Annotated in this window: 14 protein-coding genes; 9 read left to right on the forward strand and 5 right to left on the reverse strand. The window is 58.4% G+C overall.

From position 1 onward, the window contains the following. Positions 1-44: 44 nt before the first annotated feature. From GOX73_RS06480 to GOX73_RS06505, 6 genes are all read left to right on the forward strand, one after another. Positions 45-1,277 (forward strand): sugar ABC transporter permease, encoded by a 1,233-nt coding sequence (locus GOX73_RS06480; protein ID WP_171123922.1) that lies wholly within the window; start codon positions 45-47, stop codon positions 1,275-1,277. Further along, positions 1,277-2,485, forward strand: a complete 1,209-nt coding sequence (locus GOX73_RS06485) for a carbohydrate ABC transporter permease (RefSeq protein WP_171123924.1) — start codon at positions 1,277-1,279, stop codon at positions 2,483-2,485. The genes GOX73_RS06480 and GOX73_RS06485 overlap by 1 nt, the downstream gene beginning before the upstream one ends. A 5-nt stretch (positions 2,486-2,490) precedes the next feature. After that, positions 2,491-3,738 (forward strand): hypothetical protein, encoded by a 1,248-nt coding sequence (locus GOX73_RS06490; protein WP_371808574.1) that lies wholly within the window; start codon positions 2,491-2,493, stop codon positions 3,736-3,738. Continuing rightward, entirely contained in the window at positions 3,738-4,784 is a 1,047-nt protein-coding gene (locus GOX73_RS06495) for an ABC transporter ATP-binding protein (RefSeq protein WP_171123928.1), read from the forward strand. The genes GOX73_RS06490 and GOX73_RS06495 overlap by 1 nt, the downstream gene beginning before the upstream one ends. A 115-nt stretch (positions 4,785-4,899) precedes the next feature. After that, a complete protein-coding gene (locus GOX73_RS06500; protein WP_171123930.1) occupies positions 4,900-5,586 on the forward strand; it encodes an imm11 family protein in 687 nt (228 codons plus the stop codon). Between the two features lie 92 nt (positions 5,587-5,678). Continuing rightward, positions 5,679-6,068 carry a hypothetical protein gene (locus GOX73_RS06505; protein ID WP_171123932.1) on the forward strand — a complete coding sequence of 130 codons (390 nt, stop codon included), beginning with the start codon at positions 5,679-5,681 and terminating at the stop codon, positions 6,066-6,068. An 88-nt stretch (positions 6,069-6,156) separates the two neighbouring features. Here GOX73_RS06505 and GOX73_RS06510 read toward each other — a convergent pair whose 3' ends face one another. The 3 genes from GOX73_RS06510 to GOX73_RS06520 form a co-directional block, all read right to left on the reverse strand. Continuing rightward, a complete protein-coding gene (locus GOX73_RS06510) occupies positions 6,157-7,179 on the reverse strand; it encodes an aspartate-semialdehyde dehydrogenase (protein ID WP_171123934.1) in 1,023 nt (340 codons plus the stop codon). Positions 7,180-7,290: 111 nt separating this feature from the next. Further along, on the reverse strand, positions 7,291-8,325 hold the full coding sequence (locus GOX73_RS06515; RefSeq protein WP_171123935.1) for a glycosyltransferase family 4 protein: 1,035 nt from the start codon (positions 8,323-8,325) through the stop codon (positions 7,291-7,293). Positions 8,326-8,348: 23 nt separating this feature from the next. Beyond that, a complete protein-coding gene (locus GOX73_RS06520) occupies positions 8,349-9,521 on the reverse strand; it encodes an MFS transporter (protein WP_171123937.1) in 1,173 nt (390 codons plus the stop codon). 142 nt (positions 9,522-9,663) lie between these two features. Between GOX73_RS06520 and GOX73_RS06525 the strand changes: the two genes are divergently transcribed. Beyond that, positions 9,664-10,806, forward strand: coding sequence for a DUF3095 domain-containing protein (locus tag GOX73_RS06525; protein WP_171123939.1), 1,143 nt, complete (start codon positions 9,664-9,666; stop codon positions 10,804-10,806). Positions 10,807-10,810: 4 nt separating this feature from the next. Here the strand turns inward: GOX73_RS06525 and GOX73_RS06530 are convergent, their stop codons facing one another. Then, positions 10,811-11,581 (reverse strand): HpcH/HpaI aldolase/citrate lyase family protein, encoded by a 771-nt coding sequence (locus GOX73_RS06530; protein WP_171123941.1) that lies wholly within the window; start codon positions 11,579-11,581, stop codon positions 10,811-10,813. A gap of 237 nt (positions 11,582-11,818) precedes the next feature. Between GOX73_RS06530 and hpaR the strand changes: the two genes are divergently transcribed. After that, the gene (gene hpaR / locus GOX73_RS06535) at positions 11,819-12,247 is read left to right on the forward strand and encodes a homoprotocatechuate degradation operon regulator HpaR (protein ID WP_171123943.1); all 429 of its coding nucleotides are present in this window, start codon (positions 11,819-11,821) and stop codon (positions 12,245-12,247) included. A 113-nt stretch (positions 12,248-12,360) separates the two neighbouring features. Next, positions 12,361-13,050 carry a fumarylacetoacetate hydrolase family protein gene (locus GOX73_RS06540; RefSeq protein ID WP_171123945.1) on the forward strand — a complete coding sequence of 230 codons (690 nt, stop codon included), beginning with the start codon at positions 12,361-12,363 and terminating at the stop codon, positions 13,048-13,050. Between the two features lie 3 nt (positions 13,051-13,053). Here the strand turns inward: GOX73_RS06540 and GOX73_RS06545 are convergent, their stop codons facing one another. After that, entirely contained in the window at positions 13,054-14,265 is a 1,212-nt protein-coding gene (locus tag GOX73_RS06545) for a winged helix-turn-helix domain-containing protein (RefSeq protein WP_171123946.1), read from the reverse strand. Between the last annotated feature and the right edge of the window lie 4 nt (positions 14,266-14,269).

The raw sequence follows: 14,269 nt of genomic DNA on the forward strand, positions 1-14,269 counted from the left end.
CAGCGGCGTGCGCGCCGCTGCACCTAACCCTCTGAGGTCCACCTATGTCTTCGGCCACCCCACCGACCGGAACCGGGGCGCTTGCCAAACGCGAGGCGCGTCTGGCCTGGGCTTTGCTTTCCCCAACTGTGATCAGCGTATCGCTTGTGGTGATCCTGCCCTTGCTGGCGATCTTTTGGATCAGTTTCAAGCCGTTCACCCTGTCTGACCTGCGCCCGCCTGCGCCCGTTGTGCGCGAAAGCCTGCGCGGATCAGGCGAGGATCTGCGGATCGAATACCGCGTGCGCAATTCAAGCCAGGAAATCGCCATTGAAGGCGTGACCGTGACAGATGTACTGCCCGATGGTGTAACGGTGGGCGAAGTTTCGGCCCCTTGCGTGCTGAACGGGCCGGATTTGTTCTGTGATTTCGGCACTCTGGAAGGAGGTCAGCGCGAACGCATTCGAATTCCGGTCACCGTGGACGGAGACCCTGACGCCTTTGAAGACGCGATCGAAGGGTCCGAACCCGGCGTCACCGGCAGCGGGCCAAGCGTTCTGACCAATTTCGAGTTCAGCTTGGAAAACTATGCCCGCGTATTCGACGGGGATGAGTTCTGGGGCGTTCTTTGGGTCACGCTGTTCTACACGGTTTTCGGCACCATCGGAGCCTTGGTGATGGGTCTGTTTGCGGCTCTGTTGCTGAACAAAAGTTTCAAAGGGCAGGGTATCATCCGGGGACTATACCTGTTTCCCTACGTCGCACCGGTGATCGCGGTGGCCTTTACGTGGGTTACGCTGTTTGACCCGTTCTCAGGCTCGGCCAATGCGTTGCTGGTGCAAATGGGATTGAGTAGCGAGCCAATTAATTTCTTCGGCGAGCGGCCTTTGGCGTTGATCATGGTCACTGTGTTTGAGATTTGGCGCTATTTCCCGCTGTCCTTCCTTTTCATTTTGGCTCGGATGCAGTCCATCGACTCCAGCATGTATGAGGCGGCGGATATGGACGGGGCGTCGCCCTTCCAGAAGTTCTGGCTGCTGAGCATCCCGCAACTGCTGGGCATTCTGTCGGTGCTGTTCCTGCTGCGCTTTATCTGGACGTTCAACAAGTTCGACGACATTTTCCTGCTGACCGGCGGCAATGCGGGCACGCGCACCCTAACTGTGAATGTCTATGAACAGGCATTCGCGATTTCCAATATCGGGGCAGGCGCAGCGGTGGCCGTTGTGATCCTGATGTGCCTGATCGCCTTCAGCTTTGTCTTCTTCCGCTTCATCAGCCGAGAGGAGGGTCTGTGATGCGCAAAGGATATATCACCGGCCCGGTTCTGGGCGCACTCTGGCTGGTTGTGATAGCCACCACTGTCGCCATCACCATGTCGTTTTCGACCGGGGCAGCGTTTCGCCCGCAGGTCTTGCTCTGCCTGATCTGGGGGGCTTTGGCCGGGCTGGTCTATGTCCGGTTTCCGGCACAGCGTGCACCGGCGCGGTTGGGGATCTCGGCCCTGTTGGGCTTGTCTGCCCTGACCGGATTTGGCCCGGTCCTGATCGGCTCGGATACGTCTTTGCAGGCCGTATTGGTCACGGTTCTTGCCATGGCCATTGTTACGCACCTGTCTCTGGCGGCGATCCTGCGGGACACGCCCTTAGGTGAGCTCACCCGCCACGAATTTGAAGACGCCGTGATCCGGTTCTGCACCGGCTTCGGCTATATTTTCTTCACCGCCATTGTCGTCATCCCCTTCTATGTCATGGTGATGACCAGCCTGAAATCGCAACAGGCCCTATTGCAGAACCCGTTGGATTTCTCGGTTGACCTGTCGCAAGGCTGGGCGCTGTTTCGCAGCTATTCGGAGCTTTTCCGAGACTTCAATTTCGGCACTTACCTGTGGACCTCGTTCTATGTGTCGGTCCTGACAGTGTTCATCACCCTGTTGTTCAGCGTTCCCGGAGCCTATTCCGTCGCGCGATTTCGGTTCAAAGGGCAAAAGGCGTTTTCACGCTCGATCCTGCTGATTTACATGGTGCCGATGATCGTTCTGGCGCTGCCGATTTACATCGCGTTTTCGCTGACGGGTCTGCGCAACTCGATCCTGGGCATTGTCATGATCTACCCGGTTACCACGATCCCGGTCGCGCTCTATATGCTGCAAGGTTACTTCCGCGGCCTGCCGACCGAAGTGGAAGAGGCCGGTCTGATGGATGGTCTGTCGCGGCTGGCGGTGATTTGGAAGATCACCCTGCCGCTTAGCCTGCCTGCGCTGGCGTCGGTGTCGCTTTATGTCTTCATGATTGCGTGGAACGAGTTCCTGCTGGCCTTCATGCTGCTCGACGACCCGTCGAAATTCACCCTGACCCGAGGCGTTACGATGCTGAACTCCTCGGAGATTCCCCGCCAACACCTGATGGCCGGTGCGGTGATTGCCACCGTTCCGATCATGGCCCTGTTTCTGGGGCTTGAACGTTTCATGACCAAGGGCCTGACGGCAGGCTCGGTCAAAGGATGACTGACATGAACTACTATACTACGCCGAGTGAATCGGCTCGCAATATCCTGATTGCCAATGACAGGGGCGGCTACACGATCCCCACCAGCGGACTGTATCCCTACCAATGGAACTGGGACAGCGCGGTTGCTGCGCTGGGTTTTGCCGAGTTCGACATCAACCGCGCATGGGTTGAGCTTGAGACGCTGTTCTCGGGTCAATGGGCGGACGGCATGGTCCCGCATATCCTGTTTCACAAGCCCGATCCGGGCTATTTTCCAGGACCGGACGTGTGGGGCGGAACGGGGCCGATCCCGTCTTCGGGGATCATTCAACCTCCATTGGCGGCAACAATGGCGCGGCGGGTAGTGGATATGGATCCGGTGGCAGGCAAAGAACGGATGCGGGTGCTGTTCCCCAAGATGTTGGCCTGGCACCGTTGGATCATGGCGTGGCGGCTGGACGATCACGGCGCGGTCTGCACCACCCACCCGTGGGAGGCCGGGCGCGACAATGCCCCCGACTGGGACAATACGATGGCGGCAATTGATGCCTCGGACGTGGGTGAATATCAGCGCCGTGATACCAGCCATGTCAACAGCGCCGACCGTCCGACGAAATACGACTACGACCGCTACATCAAACTGGTGAATATCGGCCGTGAGGCGGGATGGGATCAGGCGAAGCTGCTAGAGGTAAATCCGTTTCGCGTGGCCGATCCGACCATGAGCTTCACCACCCTGCGCGCTGCCCGCGATCTGCTGGCCGTGAGCAATGATCTCGGGCTTGGGGCTGATGGTCTCAGCGCCGATATTGATCGGCTTGAGGCTGGTGCGCGATCCCTTTGGAATGAGGCGCTGGGCGCGTTTGACGCGCGGGATGCGCATACTGGCGAATGGGCAGAAAGTGTCTCTAACGCAAGCTATTTGTGCTGGTACGCAGGAATTGAATCGGCCCGGATGCTGGAACGGGTCAAGACGGTTCTGACCACGGTACCGCATCCGATTCCCAGCTATGACCCGCACATGCCTAAATTCGACGAACGCCGATACTGGCGCGGTCCAACATGGGCGTTCATGAACATGCTGACCGGTTTTGGACTGGCTGAAATGGGCCACGGGGTCGAAGCCGAAGCTCTGCGCCTGAAAACCGCGCGCCTGATCGCCGGACATGGCTTTGCCGAGTATTTTGATCCGCTCACCGGAGGTCCCGCAGGTGGCAATTCATTCACATGGACCGCCGCCGTTTGGCTGCACTGGGCAGGGAGGAACTGATGGGCAGCATCGAACTCAAAAGCGTCGAGAAATGGTTCGGCGAGGTGCAGGTGATCAAGGGCATCGACCTGCAGATTCAAGAAGGTGAGTTTGTCGTCTTTGTCGGCCCCTCGGGATGCGGCAAGTCCACCCTGTTGCGCATGATTGGCGGGCTCGAGGATATCTCGCGCGGGGGGCTTTTGATCAACGGGGCAGATGTGACCGACCACCCGCCCTCGAAACGGGGGCTGACGATGGTGTTTCAGTCCTATGCTCTGTACCCCCATTTGACCGTGGCCGAGAATATGGGGTTCTCGCTGAAGGTGGCGGGTGTGTCCAAGGCCGATATCGCCGAGCGTGTCGGAAAAGCGGCCGAAGTCCTCAAGTTAGAGCCTTATCTTGAGCGCCGCCCCAAGGATCTGTCCGGTGGGCAGCGTCAGCGCGTGGCCATCGGTCGGTCCATCGTACGCGACCCGACCGCGTTTCTGTTTGATGAACCCCTGTCCAACCTCGATGCCGCCCTTCGGGTCGAAATGCGCTATGAGATTGCCAAGCTGCATCAAAGCCTGAACCGAACCATGATCTACGTGACCCACGATCAGGTCGAGGCGATGACGCTGGCCGACCGTATCGTGGTGCTGGAGTTCGGCAAGATCGCGCAGGTCGGCACCCCGCGCGAGCTGTATGAACGCCCGGCCAACCTGTTTGTGGCGCAGTTCATCGGCAGCCCAAAGATGAACGTCCTGCCCTGTACCGTGGCCTGGGATCAGTTCCGTTTGGAAAACGGTGGCAGCGGTCCATTTGACCGGACGGGCGAGGCGACACGGCTGGGCATCCGCCCCGAACATATCAGCGTGGTCGAACCGGGCACAGGCCACAGCGACGGCGTGGTCGAGGTTGTCGAATACCTTGGCGCCGACATGTTCATCATCGTCGATTGCGGCACCGAAGAAAAAGTCACCGTCCGCCTTGGCGGAGATACCGAAATCAAGGCCGGGGCGCAGATCGGTCTGCATTTCGCGCCCGAGAAATTGCAGTTCTTTGATGGGGAAGGACAGGCTTTGTGAGCAGATCGGTCCCAAATGAGTGAGTTTGCGTCTTTCCGATCCGCACAGAGGCTGTAAGCTGTCTGAAATTTCAGCGATTCATAGATCGAAGTGATTTCAGGTGGTGATTGTGCATATGGAAAACGACCTCCCCGAACGGGAGTCCCACGTCTGGATTTCTACGACTTGGAACAACAAGTCCGGTGTAACTCCGATGACGCGGAGGGAATATGAACGGCATTGGCGCGCGGGTCAGCCCAAAGAAATCGGTGAAAAATACAGTGAATTGCTCCAACGGACCTATGACAAAGTTCCTAAGGGCGAGGTGCTGACGGCAGAAGAAATCGGCGATGTCTGGTACTATGGCTCGCAGGACGGCAATCCCGCACCGAGTTTCATGAACGGAGGCGGTCTGCCGGTGCTGTCGGATTCGGCCAAAGTGGTTCTGGAGCAGTTCGATCTGGGCGAGACCTATTTCCACGCGATCAGATTGCAGGCTCCGGCGGGCCATGCGACCAGGGATGAGCCATACTACATCCTGAATGTGTGCAACAAACGGTTGATGGGGAACTACGAAGCTCTGGGGCCCGAGGGGGATCTGACAGCCCCTTTGAACAACAAATATGGTAAACGGTTTCTTCCGAGAAAAGGGTCGGAACATAAACTGGTGGTTTCCCCCGAAGCACTGGGCGGCCCCGACATCTGGATCGACCCTAAAGTTCCAAGACTCCTGTTCCTCTCCGAACGTCTCGTTTCAGCTTTGAAAGCTGCCGGAGTCGATGACGGTTGGGGCTTGGTCCGCTGCCCCGTCGGGGTTCTTTAAACACTGTTTGCGCCAAACCAACCTTAGTACAGCTTGTGTTTTTTCAATCCATACTGCACGCTTTGCGTGTATTGAGTTTCAGGGATTCTAGTATGTTCGATCAGCGACAAAGTGATCATATTCGCAAGCTTCAGGCAGACAGAGCTTCGGCCGTAAACCACCCCCGTCCGTCTGCTAAACCGGCCCCACAGAACAGGGGTATCACGATGGGGTATCGCATTGTCGTCGCCCTCATCGTGTATCCAATCGCTGTGACGGCGCGGCAGATTGTTGATATGGGGGCGGATGAAAATTTCAGTCTCGAACAATTAACTCATTTGCTTCCGCTGATCTACACTGCGCTCGGGTTTGTAATTTTCATGTTTGCCGGAGGCGTGTTTGCTTTGCTCACATTCCGAAAACGTCCCCGGTTCGCTTGGTTCATCGCAATGTGTTTCATCGGGTATTTCCCAGGCGGGGCCTTGATGAAATTTTTTTCCTAGCCGTGTTCGATTTGGCTGGGGCCATTGGTGGACAATAAAAAAAGGGCCAACCCATGGTTGACCCTTTGTTTTTCCAGCCGGTTTGACCTTAGCCCTTTTTCAGAACCTCACGGCCCAGCAGTTCGGCGATCTGCACAGCGTTCAGGGCCGCGCCTTTGCGCAGGTTGTCGGACACGCACCACAGGTTGATGCCGTTCTCGATGGTCGAATCCTGACGGATGCGGCTGATGAACGTGGCGAAATCACCCGCGCATTCGATCGGCGAGACGTAGCCGCCGTCTTCGCGCTTGTCGATCACCATGATGCCTGGGGCCTCGCGCAGGATGTCGCGGGCCTCATCCTCGTCCAGGAATTCCTCGAACTCGATATTCACAGCCTCGGAGTGGCCGACGAATACCGGAACGCGGACGCAGGTTGCTGTGACCTTGATCGACGGATCGACGATCTTTTTGGTCTCGACCACCATCTTCCACTCTTCCTTGGTCGAGCCGTCTTCCATGAAGACGTCGATCTGCGGGATGACGTTGAAGGCGATCTGTTTCTGGAACTTCTTCGGCTCAACCTCGGTGGTGGGGTTGTAGATGGCTTTGGTCTGATCCCAAAGCTCATCCATCCCTTCTTTGCCCGCGCCCGAAACCGACTGATAGGTCGAGACGACAACGCGCTTGATCCTGGCGCGGTCATGCAGCGGCTTCAGCGCGACAACCATCTGCGCGGTCGAGCAGTTGGGGTTGGCGATGATGTTCTTGTTTTTATAGTCGTGGATCGCCTGAGGGTTACATTCCGGCACGATCAGCGGAATGTCCGGGTCGTAGCGATAGAGCGAGCTGTTGTCGATCACCACGCAACCCGCCGCAGCCGCCTTGGGCGCGTAGACTTTGGTCGCGTCCGAGCCGATGGCGAACAGCGCCATGTCCCAGCCGGTGAAGTCGAAGGTGTCGATGTCCTGGGTGGTCAGTGTCTTGTCGCCAAAGCTTACTTCGGTTCCCAGCGAACGACGGCTTGCCAGAACAGCAAGTTCATCGACGGGGAACTGGCGTTCCGCCAGAATGTTCAGCATTTCGCGGCCCACGTTACCCGTGGCGCCGGCGACAACGACGCGATAGCCCATTTCATGTCTCCAAAGTTAAGGACGCGCGTTCATAGCCGCGTTGCAGCAAAGAAAAAAGAGTTTTCGGGGCATATTTCGCACGATGACACCGATTTGACGCGGCGCATCGCCTCAGTTTTCGGTCAGAAGCCGTTCGTAGAGGGCAACAAGGGTCTTTGCTTCGCCGTTGATATCGAAATTCTGTTCGACATGGGCACGGGCGGCGCGGCCGGATTGGGCGAGGGATTCGCGGTTCTTCAGCATTTGCGCACTGGCTTCAATCATGGCGGGGATGTCGCCCGGCGGGATGATACGGCCCAGCGTAGGGTCGGTGACGATTTCCGAGAACGCTCCGACATCGGTGGCCACGACGGGCACGCCGCAGGCCATCGCCTCCAGCGGGGTGAGGCCGAATCCCTCCCACCGCTGGGGCGCGATGAACAGGTCCAGCACCTGATACCATTCGGCGACCTGGTCGACCGTGACTTCGGGCATGAACAGAATGCGATTGGACAGGCCCGCAGCCGCGACCTTGTCCTTCAGTTCTGCCAGGAAGGTGGTGTGTTGTTCCGTTGCGCGGCCCATGACGATGCCGTGGACGTCATCGAACTGGCCACACAGCTCGATCATCGCATCGACAAAAGCGTCGGTGCCTTTCTGTTGGCGGATGCGGCCATAGCAGCCCAGCAACAGACCATCCGGCAGACCCAAGCGGGTACGAACCGCCGCCTTATCCTCGGGCGGGGTGAAATCCTGCAGGTTGATGCCATGCATGATGACCTGCGCGTCCCGGTCCAGATACCCGGCGGTCTTGCGCGAGGTGGCCACCACGGCGTCCATCTTGCCGATTAGCCATTTGGTATAGCCCGAATGGCTGCGCTGCGAGGCGCTGGTGAATAGCAGCTTCAACCGCAGGCGCAGGATGTTGCGCAGGAACAGACCCAACAGCATCTCGGTGTTGCGGCGCGCATGCCAGACACGCAGGGATTTACGCGACAAAAAGGGCAGGCGGCTCAGCGGGATATGCGGAATGTCGGCAGGCAGGCCGGGGCCGGTGGCGGCTATGTCGATCCACTGCACTTGCAACGGCACCAACCGCGCAATCGTCGCCGTTACGCCTGAAAGCCTGCGTTTCAGATTGGGGGCGATAACGCGCGGGTCGGACATGGTTGCTCCTGACGGTTTCAGCGTCAGTCGACGCTGTCCCGGCTGAATAGATAGATCACGCAGCCAATGGCAAGCGTGACCGCGAAAAAGCCGAATATCGCTGTGTAGGGTGCGCTTGGACTGATGTCCACTGTGGCCGCATGGATGCGGCCGGTGACGAACTGCGCGAAGCCGACGCCACCGATCCCGAACAGGTTCAGCAGGGTTACGCCTCGGCCCACAAGATGTGGCGGTACAAAGGCGCGGCCATGCGCCATGATGACTGGAAAGCTGGCCCCCACAAAGCCAATGATCGAAATCAATACGATGGACACCCAGACGCTGTTGTCGATCCACAGGCACAGCAGTGACAAAGCGATCGCCCCCAGCGCATTGCCGCCAAAGATCACCCATTTCCGCGTGCCTAAAATCCGGTCGAGCGGCCCATAGGTAAAGGTCCCGGCAATCATGGCGGCCCCCATGATCAGCGTCGCCGTGCCGATTTGCGTGGTGCTGAGGGCGAAGATATCGCTCAGGTAAGGTCCGGCCCAAAGCCCGCGCGTAGCCGCCGAAGGCGCGTAGGCCACCAGCATCAGCGGCAGGATCGCCCACAAAGCGGGCTGTTTCACTAGGTCCAGAACCGAACCCTTGTGGTCTGTTTCAACCCGTTTGGGGTCATGCACGGTGGTCAGAATACCCAGCGCAATCGCGCCTGAGAACAACGCCAGCACCCACATGGTTGCGCGCCAGCCCATCAATTCGACGGCAAGTGCGGTGGGATATGAGGCCACCAAATTACCCACTGACCCGACACCCAGCATCAGCGCGGCTAGCGTCGCAAAGCGCGCCGGGGGAAACTCACGCGCGAAGATGTAATAAGACGCCATCAGGACCGGTGAACAGCCAACCCCGATCAGCCCCATCGCGATGGCAACGTGGAAGGGCGTAGAAGCGATTGCGAACAATGCAGCCCCACCGGCACCTCCGATCAGTAATAGTGCGGCGGCCGTCAGGCGCGGGCCGACCCGATCCAGCGCCCAACCCACTGGAAGCTGCATGGCGGCAAAGATCAAAAACCAAAGGCCCGAGGCAAAGGCTAGGTCCTCGGGCGTGGCCCCTATGTCGCGGCCAAGATCGACACTGAGAACGGCAAGGAAAGCACGAAAAAACTGGCTGAGCACATAGCCCAGACACAACACCACCAATCCTGCCTTCATGTATCGCCCCTCTTCCCCAACGGCTGACCGCCCCTGATTGGCACGTACAATCGCCGCACACAAGCACGTGTGTCGTGACGATTTCACGGGACAGCAACCGCAATCGCACTACCCTAAGAGGTGATTTCTGATCGAGGCGATTATGAAAGACGCTCAGGCCGCGTTTTATGACAGTCTTCCTTTGCTGCGCGACTTTGCCCGGCTTGCCGACCCCGTGCAGTTTTCAGCCCTTCCTGACAATTGGGTCGTCGGGGTGGCGGATATTGTCGATTCAACGGGCGAAATTGCCAAAGGCCGCTACAAGACCGTGAATATGGTCGGCGCCGCGGTTATTTCAGCCATGATCAACGCCATGAAGGGCAGCGACTTCCCCTATGTGTTTGGCGGCGACGGCGCAGGGTTTGCCGTCCCCGCTAGTGCGGCTGACGACGCCCGATCCAAGTTGGCTGCCTTGCGGCGCTGGGCCGAGGACGAATTCGGAATATCTTTGCGCGCTGCGTTGATGCCCGTCGCCGAAATCCGGGCGTCGGATCGGGATTTGCGTGTCGCCCGCTACGCGCCGTCCGATGGCGTGGACTATGCCATGTTCGCGGGCGGCGGGTTGGCCTGGGCCGAGGCGCAGATGAAAGCGGGTGCGTTTGCTGTGCCTGTCGCGGAACCGGGCGCGCAACCGGATCTAACGGGCCTGTCCTGTCGCTGGTCAAACATCAGGGCGGCCCATGGTCAGATCGTGTCTTTGGTGATCGAGCCGACTGCGCAAGCGACCGAGAGCGATTTTGCTGATTTGGCGCAATCCGTTCTGGTCGCCTCAGAAGGGTTAGAGCGGGCGGGACATCCTGTGCCTGTGAACGGCCCGCCAATGAATTGGCCTCCGCCGGGGTTGGATATCGACGCGCATGTGTCGCGACGGGGTCGCAATCTCACCTTGCAAAAACTTGGGTTACTGGCACAAAATCTGCTGATTTACCTCTTGTTCAAGGTCGGGCGACCCATGGGTGACTTCCAGCCCGAACACTATCAACAAATGGTCAGCCGTAACGCGGATTACCGGAAGTTCGACGACGGATTGAAGATGACACTGGATTGCGACGAGGCGACACTGTCGCAAATCCGGATAATGCTTGAACAGGCCCGTGGTCAGGGAAAGATCCGCTATGGCCTGCATGCGCAAGATGAGGCGATGATGACCTGTTTTGTCCCCTCGGCCACGCGCGACGACCACGTTCATTTTATTGACGGCGCATCCGGAGGTTACGCGCAAGCGGCAGCCGCCATGCAGGGCTGAGGCGTTATTTCCCTTTCCATTGCGCAGCCAGTGCGCGTGCAGCCCGGGTCAGCAACATGACATCAATGCCAACCGCCAGAAACTGCGCGCCCATATCCAGATAGGCCTGACTGGCCTCGTCCGTCGTGCCCAGAATGCCCGGAGCCTTGCCCGTAGCCCTGATCCGCGTCATGGCATCGGCAATTACGGCACGGACTTCGGGTGCGGTACTGTCACCCTGATGGCCCATATCCGTGGACAGGTCCGCAGGTCCGATAAACACGCCGTCGACGCCCTCGACCTTCAGAATCGCGTCCAGGGCCTCGATTCCGGCGCGATTTTCAACCTGAACCAGCAGGCAAATCTGGGTGTCCGCAGTCTGGATGTAATCGGTGGTCGTTCCATACATCGTCGCGCGTGACGCCATGGCCCCGACCCCCCGCACACCCTGTGGTGGATAGCGGCAGGCGCGCACCAGTTCCTGCGCCTGTTGCGCGGATTCAACCATGGGAACAAGAATGGTCTGCGCCCCGGCGTCCAGAACCATCTTGATCAATGCGGTGTCGCCCACTGGTACCCTGACAACGGGATGGGTGGGACTGGACGACAACGCCATGAGTTGATCGCGCACAGATCGGATGTCGTTTGGCGCATGTTCTCCGTCAATCACCAGCCAGTCGAACCCGGCCGTGCCCATGATTTCGGCTGTGACGGCCTCGGCAAAACTGCTCCAACAGCCGATCAATCTGTCGCCGTTTTGCAGAGCCAACTTAAAGGTGTTTGTAGGGGCGGGCATGTTGGAACCTTTTCATCAGTGACGTGGCACGTGCGGTGATCGAGCCTTGAAAGCATCATTCCCAGTGGTTCCGAGTTTGACCAGCCCAAAAGCGCATGGCAGATCACCGCCCATAACGGTTCGCGCTGAGCCCATCGCGTTAGCGCTCATCAAAAATCTTAAACAGTCTCTAAATAAGGCGTATTTAATAAACTTCGGCTGAGTTGCAGTCTGATGAGATTTCGTCCAAGATTCCTTATGCCCAATGACTTTCCACTTACGTCACGCTCATTGCCCATAGCATTGCTGCGGGCGCGGGAGCGTGTCATGGGACCTATTCGCAAAATGCTGTCAGATGCAGGCGTGACTGAACAGCAATGGCGTGTCCTGCGTGTCCTGCAAGAGGAGGGCCCGCAGGAGCCGACACGTATCGCCGAGCGCGCCTGTCTTCTGCTGCCCAGCCTTACGCGGATATTGCAAAAACTGGAAGCCAAGGGTTTGATCCGGCGCAGGGTTAATCCCGGCGACAAGCGCCGTCAGATTGTCGAGGTCACGGCGCAGGGTGAGCGGATAATTCAGGACAATATCGAAGTGATGATACGTCTTGCAGAAGAAATAAAAGACCAACTGGGCCAAAAACGGCACGAGGCATTGCTGGACCTGTTGAACGAGCTGCATGACCTTTAGCCCTTTCTCGGGCTTCTGAACTTAGGACGTCATTTCCAACAGGCGGTTCATCTGCTTGCCCCCAGTGGTTTGTCCTCTAAGATGCGCTGTTGTTGCCAGGCAAAGGGGTCGCTATGCCGTTTTCGCTACCAAAACCGCTTGAAATCCCGGTCGAGGGGCTTTCGACCCCTTACCCGTTGGGCCGCGTTTTCTGTGTTGGACGGAACTATGCGGCGCATGCGGCCGAGATGGGCCACGAGGTAGATCGCGAAGCACCGTTCTATTTCACGAAATCTGCAGCCAATGCGGTTTTGTCCGGTGCCACAGTGCCCTTCCCGCCGGGGACAGACAACTTTCATCACGAGATGGAGCTGGCCGTAGCGATCGGCAAACCCGTCTTTCGCGCGTCCCGAGGCGAGGCCGCAGACGCCGTATACGCCTATGGTTGCGCATTGGACATGACCCGCCGGGACTTGCAGATAAAAGAGCGGAACAAGCAGCGGCCCTGGGATCTGGGCAAAGACCTTGAGAACGGAGCAGTCTTTGGCCCCCTGACACCCGCTGCGGATTGGTCGCCGGATGACGACAAGCGTATCGTTCTAAGCGTGAATGGCGATGTGCGTCAGGACGCAACGCTGCACGAGCTGATCTGGAAGATCGACGAAATCATCAGCCATCTTTCAGGCTATTACCATCTGCGCCCCGGTGATCTGATCATGACGGGCACCCCGGCGGGCGTTGGGCCGGTGCAACCCGGTGACAGGCTGGCGGGTACGATTGACGGCTTGCAACCCATAAGCTTGACCCTCTCTGCGGCAGAATAGACCCTAAATAGGGTCTTTTAGCCAGTTTTCCGCAAACTCTACGCGGCCAAGATCGGTGAATCTGCGCACCCGGTCGAGCTCGGATTCCAACCGACCCGTCCGTGCCGCAGACCAACGAACGGATCGTTCCGGCCACACAGCGCTGACTCGCAATGCACCGTCGTCGCGGTGGGCCTTCATGTCGATGCGACCGATCATTCGGTCACCTTCCAACAGTGGAAACACATAGTAGCCGTAGGTCCGCTTTGGGGCAGGTACGAACACCTCGATCCTGTAGTGAAACCCAAACAGCTTTTCCGCCCGGTTACGATCGCGAAGCATGGGATCAAACGGACTAAGCACTCGGATACGGCCCGGCGGTTTGTTCAAGTGATTTACGTCTTCGGAGTCGGGCCGTGAGAGCATCCTGCGCGTCCTTCCATCAGCACAGGTGACTTCGATTTCCTCCAACTCTCCTTTTGTTAGAGCCTGTTTAGACCATTCCCGGGTTTCTGTGGTGCTTACCGTGTCCCAGAACGCGGCCAGTTCGCCCGAGGTTGCAAACCCCAATCGGTCCATCGCCGCATTGCACAACCAATCAACGGTTTCTTCCGGGTCTACCTGCAGCTTGCCGGGGCAAAGATGGTCGTCGATCACACGTTCTGTCAGGTCATAGCGTTTCTGAAACCCCTGTCGCCCAATCACAGTCAACGCCCCGGACCGCCAAAGGAACTCCAGCGCGGTTTTGGATGGGTGCCAGTCCCACCAGCCGCCCGATCCTTTCTTTTCGTCCTTGCCGACGTCTGACGACGACACTGGCCCGTGGTCACGGATATGCTGCAAGACGGTTTCAAACCGCTGTTCGAACCCGTCCCGGCGCCAGTTCTTCCACCGGGACTTCAACATATCCGCGTCTCGTTGAAACCTGAGATGCCAATGCCGGTAATACTCCATGGGGATAACCGCTGCGTCATGGGTCCAATGTTCAAACAATGCCCTGTCGCGTTCGTACAGGTGTTTCAGTTTCTTCGCGCGATAGCTGGGCCTGCGTGAAAACAGGATCATGTCATGGGCGCGAGCCACCGTGTTGATGCTGTCCAGTTGCACAAACCCCAACCGCTGAATCAGGCTCAGAAGGGCGGTCCCCTTGGCGCTGCCCGTCGGCGGCTCAAGAAGGGCGTGCCGATCCATGAACACGGCCCGCGCTGTTCGGTTGTCCAATTGACGAAGCGCCATCAGG

Source organism: Ruegeria sp. HKCCD7221 (genome assembly GCF_013031225.1).
Lineage (GTDB): Bacteria > Pseudomonadota > Alphaproteobacteria > Rhodobacterales > Rhodobacteraceae > Ruegeria.

What these genes read in the sequence shown, in the direction of transcription:
- hpaR (WP_171123943.1), top strand. Translation starts at nt 11,819, where the DNA reads ATGCCCAATGACTTTCCACTTACGTCACGCTCATTGCCCATAGCATTG.
- GOX73_RS06485 (WP_171123924.1), top strand. Translation starts at nt 1,277, where the DNA reads ATGCGCAAAGGATATATCACCGGCCCGGTTCTGGGCGCACTCTGGCTG.
- GOX73_RS06500 (WP_171123930.1), top strand. Translation starts at nt 4,900, where the DNA reads ATGGAAAACGACCTCCCCGAACGGGAGTCCCACGTCTGGATTTCTACG.
- GOX73_RS06530 (WP_171123941.1), bottom strand. Translation starts at nt 11,581, where the DNA reads ATGCCCGCCCCTACAAACACCTTTAAGTTGGCTCTGCAAAACGGCGAC.
- GOX73_RS06490 (WP_371808574.1), top strand. Translation starts at nt 2,491, where the DNA reads ATGAACTACTATACTACGCCGAGTGAATCGGCTCGCAATATCCTGATT.
- GOX73_RS06520 (WP_171123937.1), bottom strand. Translation starts at nt 9,521, where the DNA reads ATGAAGGCAGGATTGGTGGTGTTGTGTCTGGGCTATGTGCTCAGCCAG.
- GOX73_RS06505 (WP_171123932.1), top strand. Translation starts at nt 5,679, where the DNA reads ATGTTCGATCAGCGACAAAGTGATCATATTCGCAAGCTTCAGGCAGAC.
- GOX73_RS06495 (WP_171123928.1), top strand. Translation starts at nt 3,738, where the DNA reads ATGGGCAGCATCGAACTCAAAAGCGTCGAGAAATGGTTCGGCGAGGTG.
- GOX73_RS06480 (WP_171123922.1), top strand. Translation starts at nt 45, where the DNA reads ATGTCTTCGGCCACCCCACCGACCGGAACCGGGGCGCTTGCCAAACGC.
- GOX73_RS06510 (WP_171123934.1), bottom strand. Translation starts at nt 7,179, where the DNA reads ATGGGCTATCGCGTCGTTGTCGCCGGCGCCACGGGTAACGTGGGCCGC.
- GOX73_RS06545 (WP_171123946.1), bottom strand. Translation starts at nt 14,265, where the DNA reads ATGGCGCTTCGTCAATTGGACAACCGAACAGCGCGGGCCGTGTTCATG.
- GOX73_RS06515 (WP_171123935.1), bottom strand. Translation starts at nt 8,325, where the DNA reads ATGTCCGACCCGCGCGTTATCGCCCCCAATCTGAAACGCAGGCTTTCA.
- GOX73_RS06540 (WP_171123945.1), top strand. Translation starts at nt 12,361, where the DNA reads ATGCCGTTTTCGCTACCAAAACCGCTTGAAATCCCGGTCGAGGGGCTT.
- GOX73_RS06525 (WP_171123939.1), top strand. Translation starts at nt 9,664, where the DNA reads ATGAAAGACGCTCAGGCCGCGTTTTATGACAGTCTTCCTTTGCTGCGC.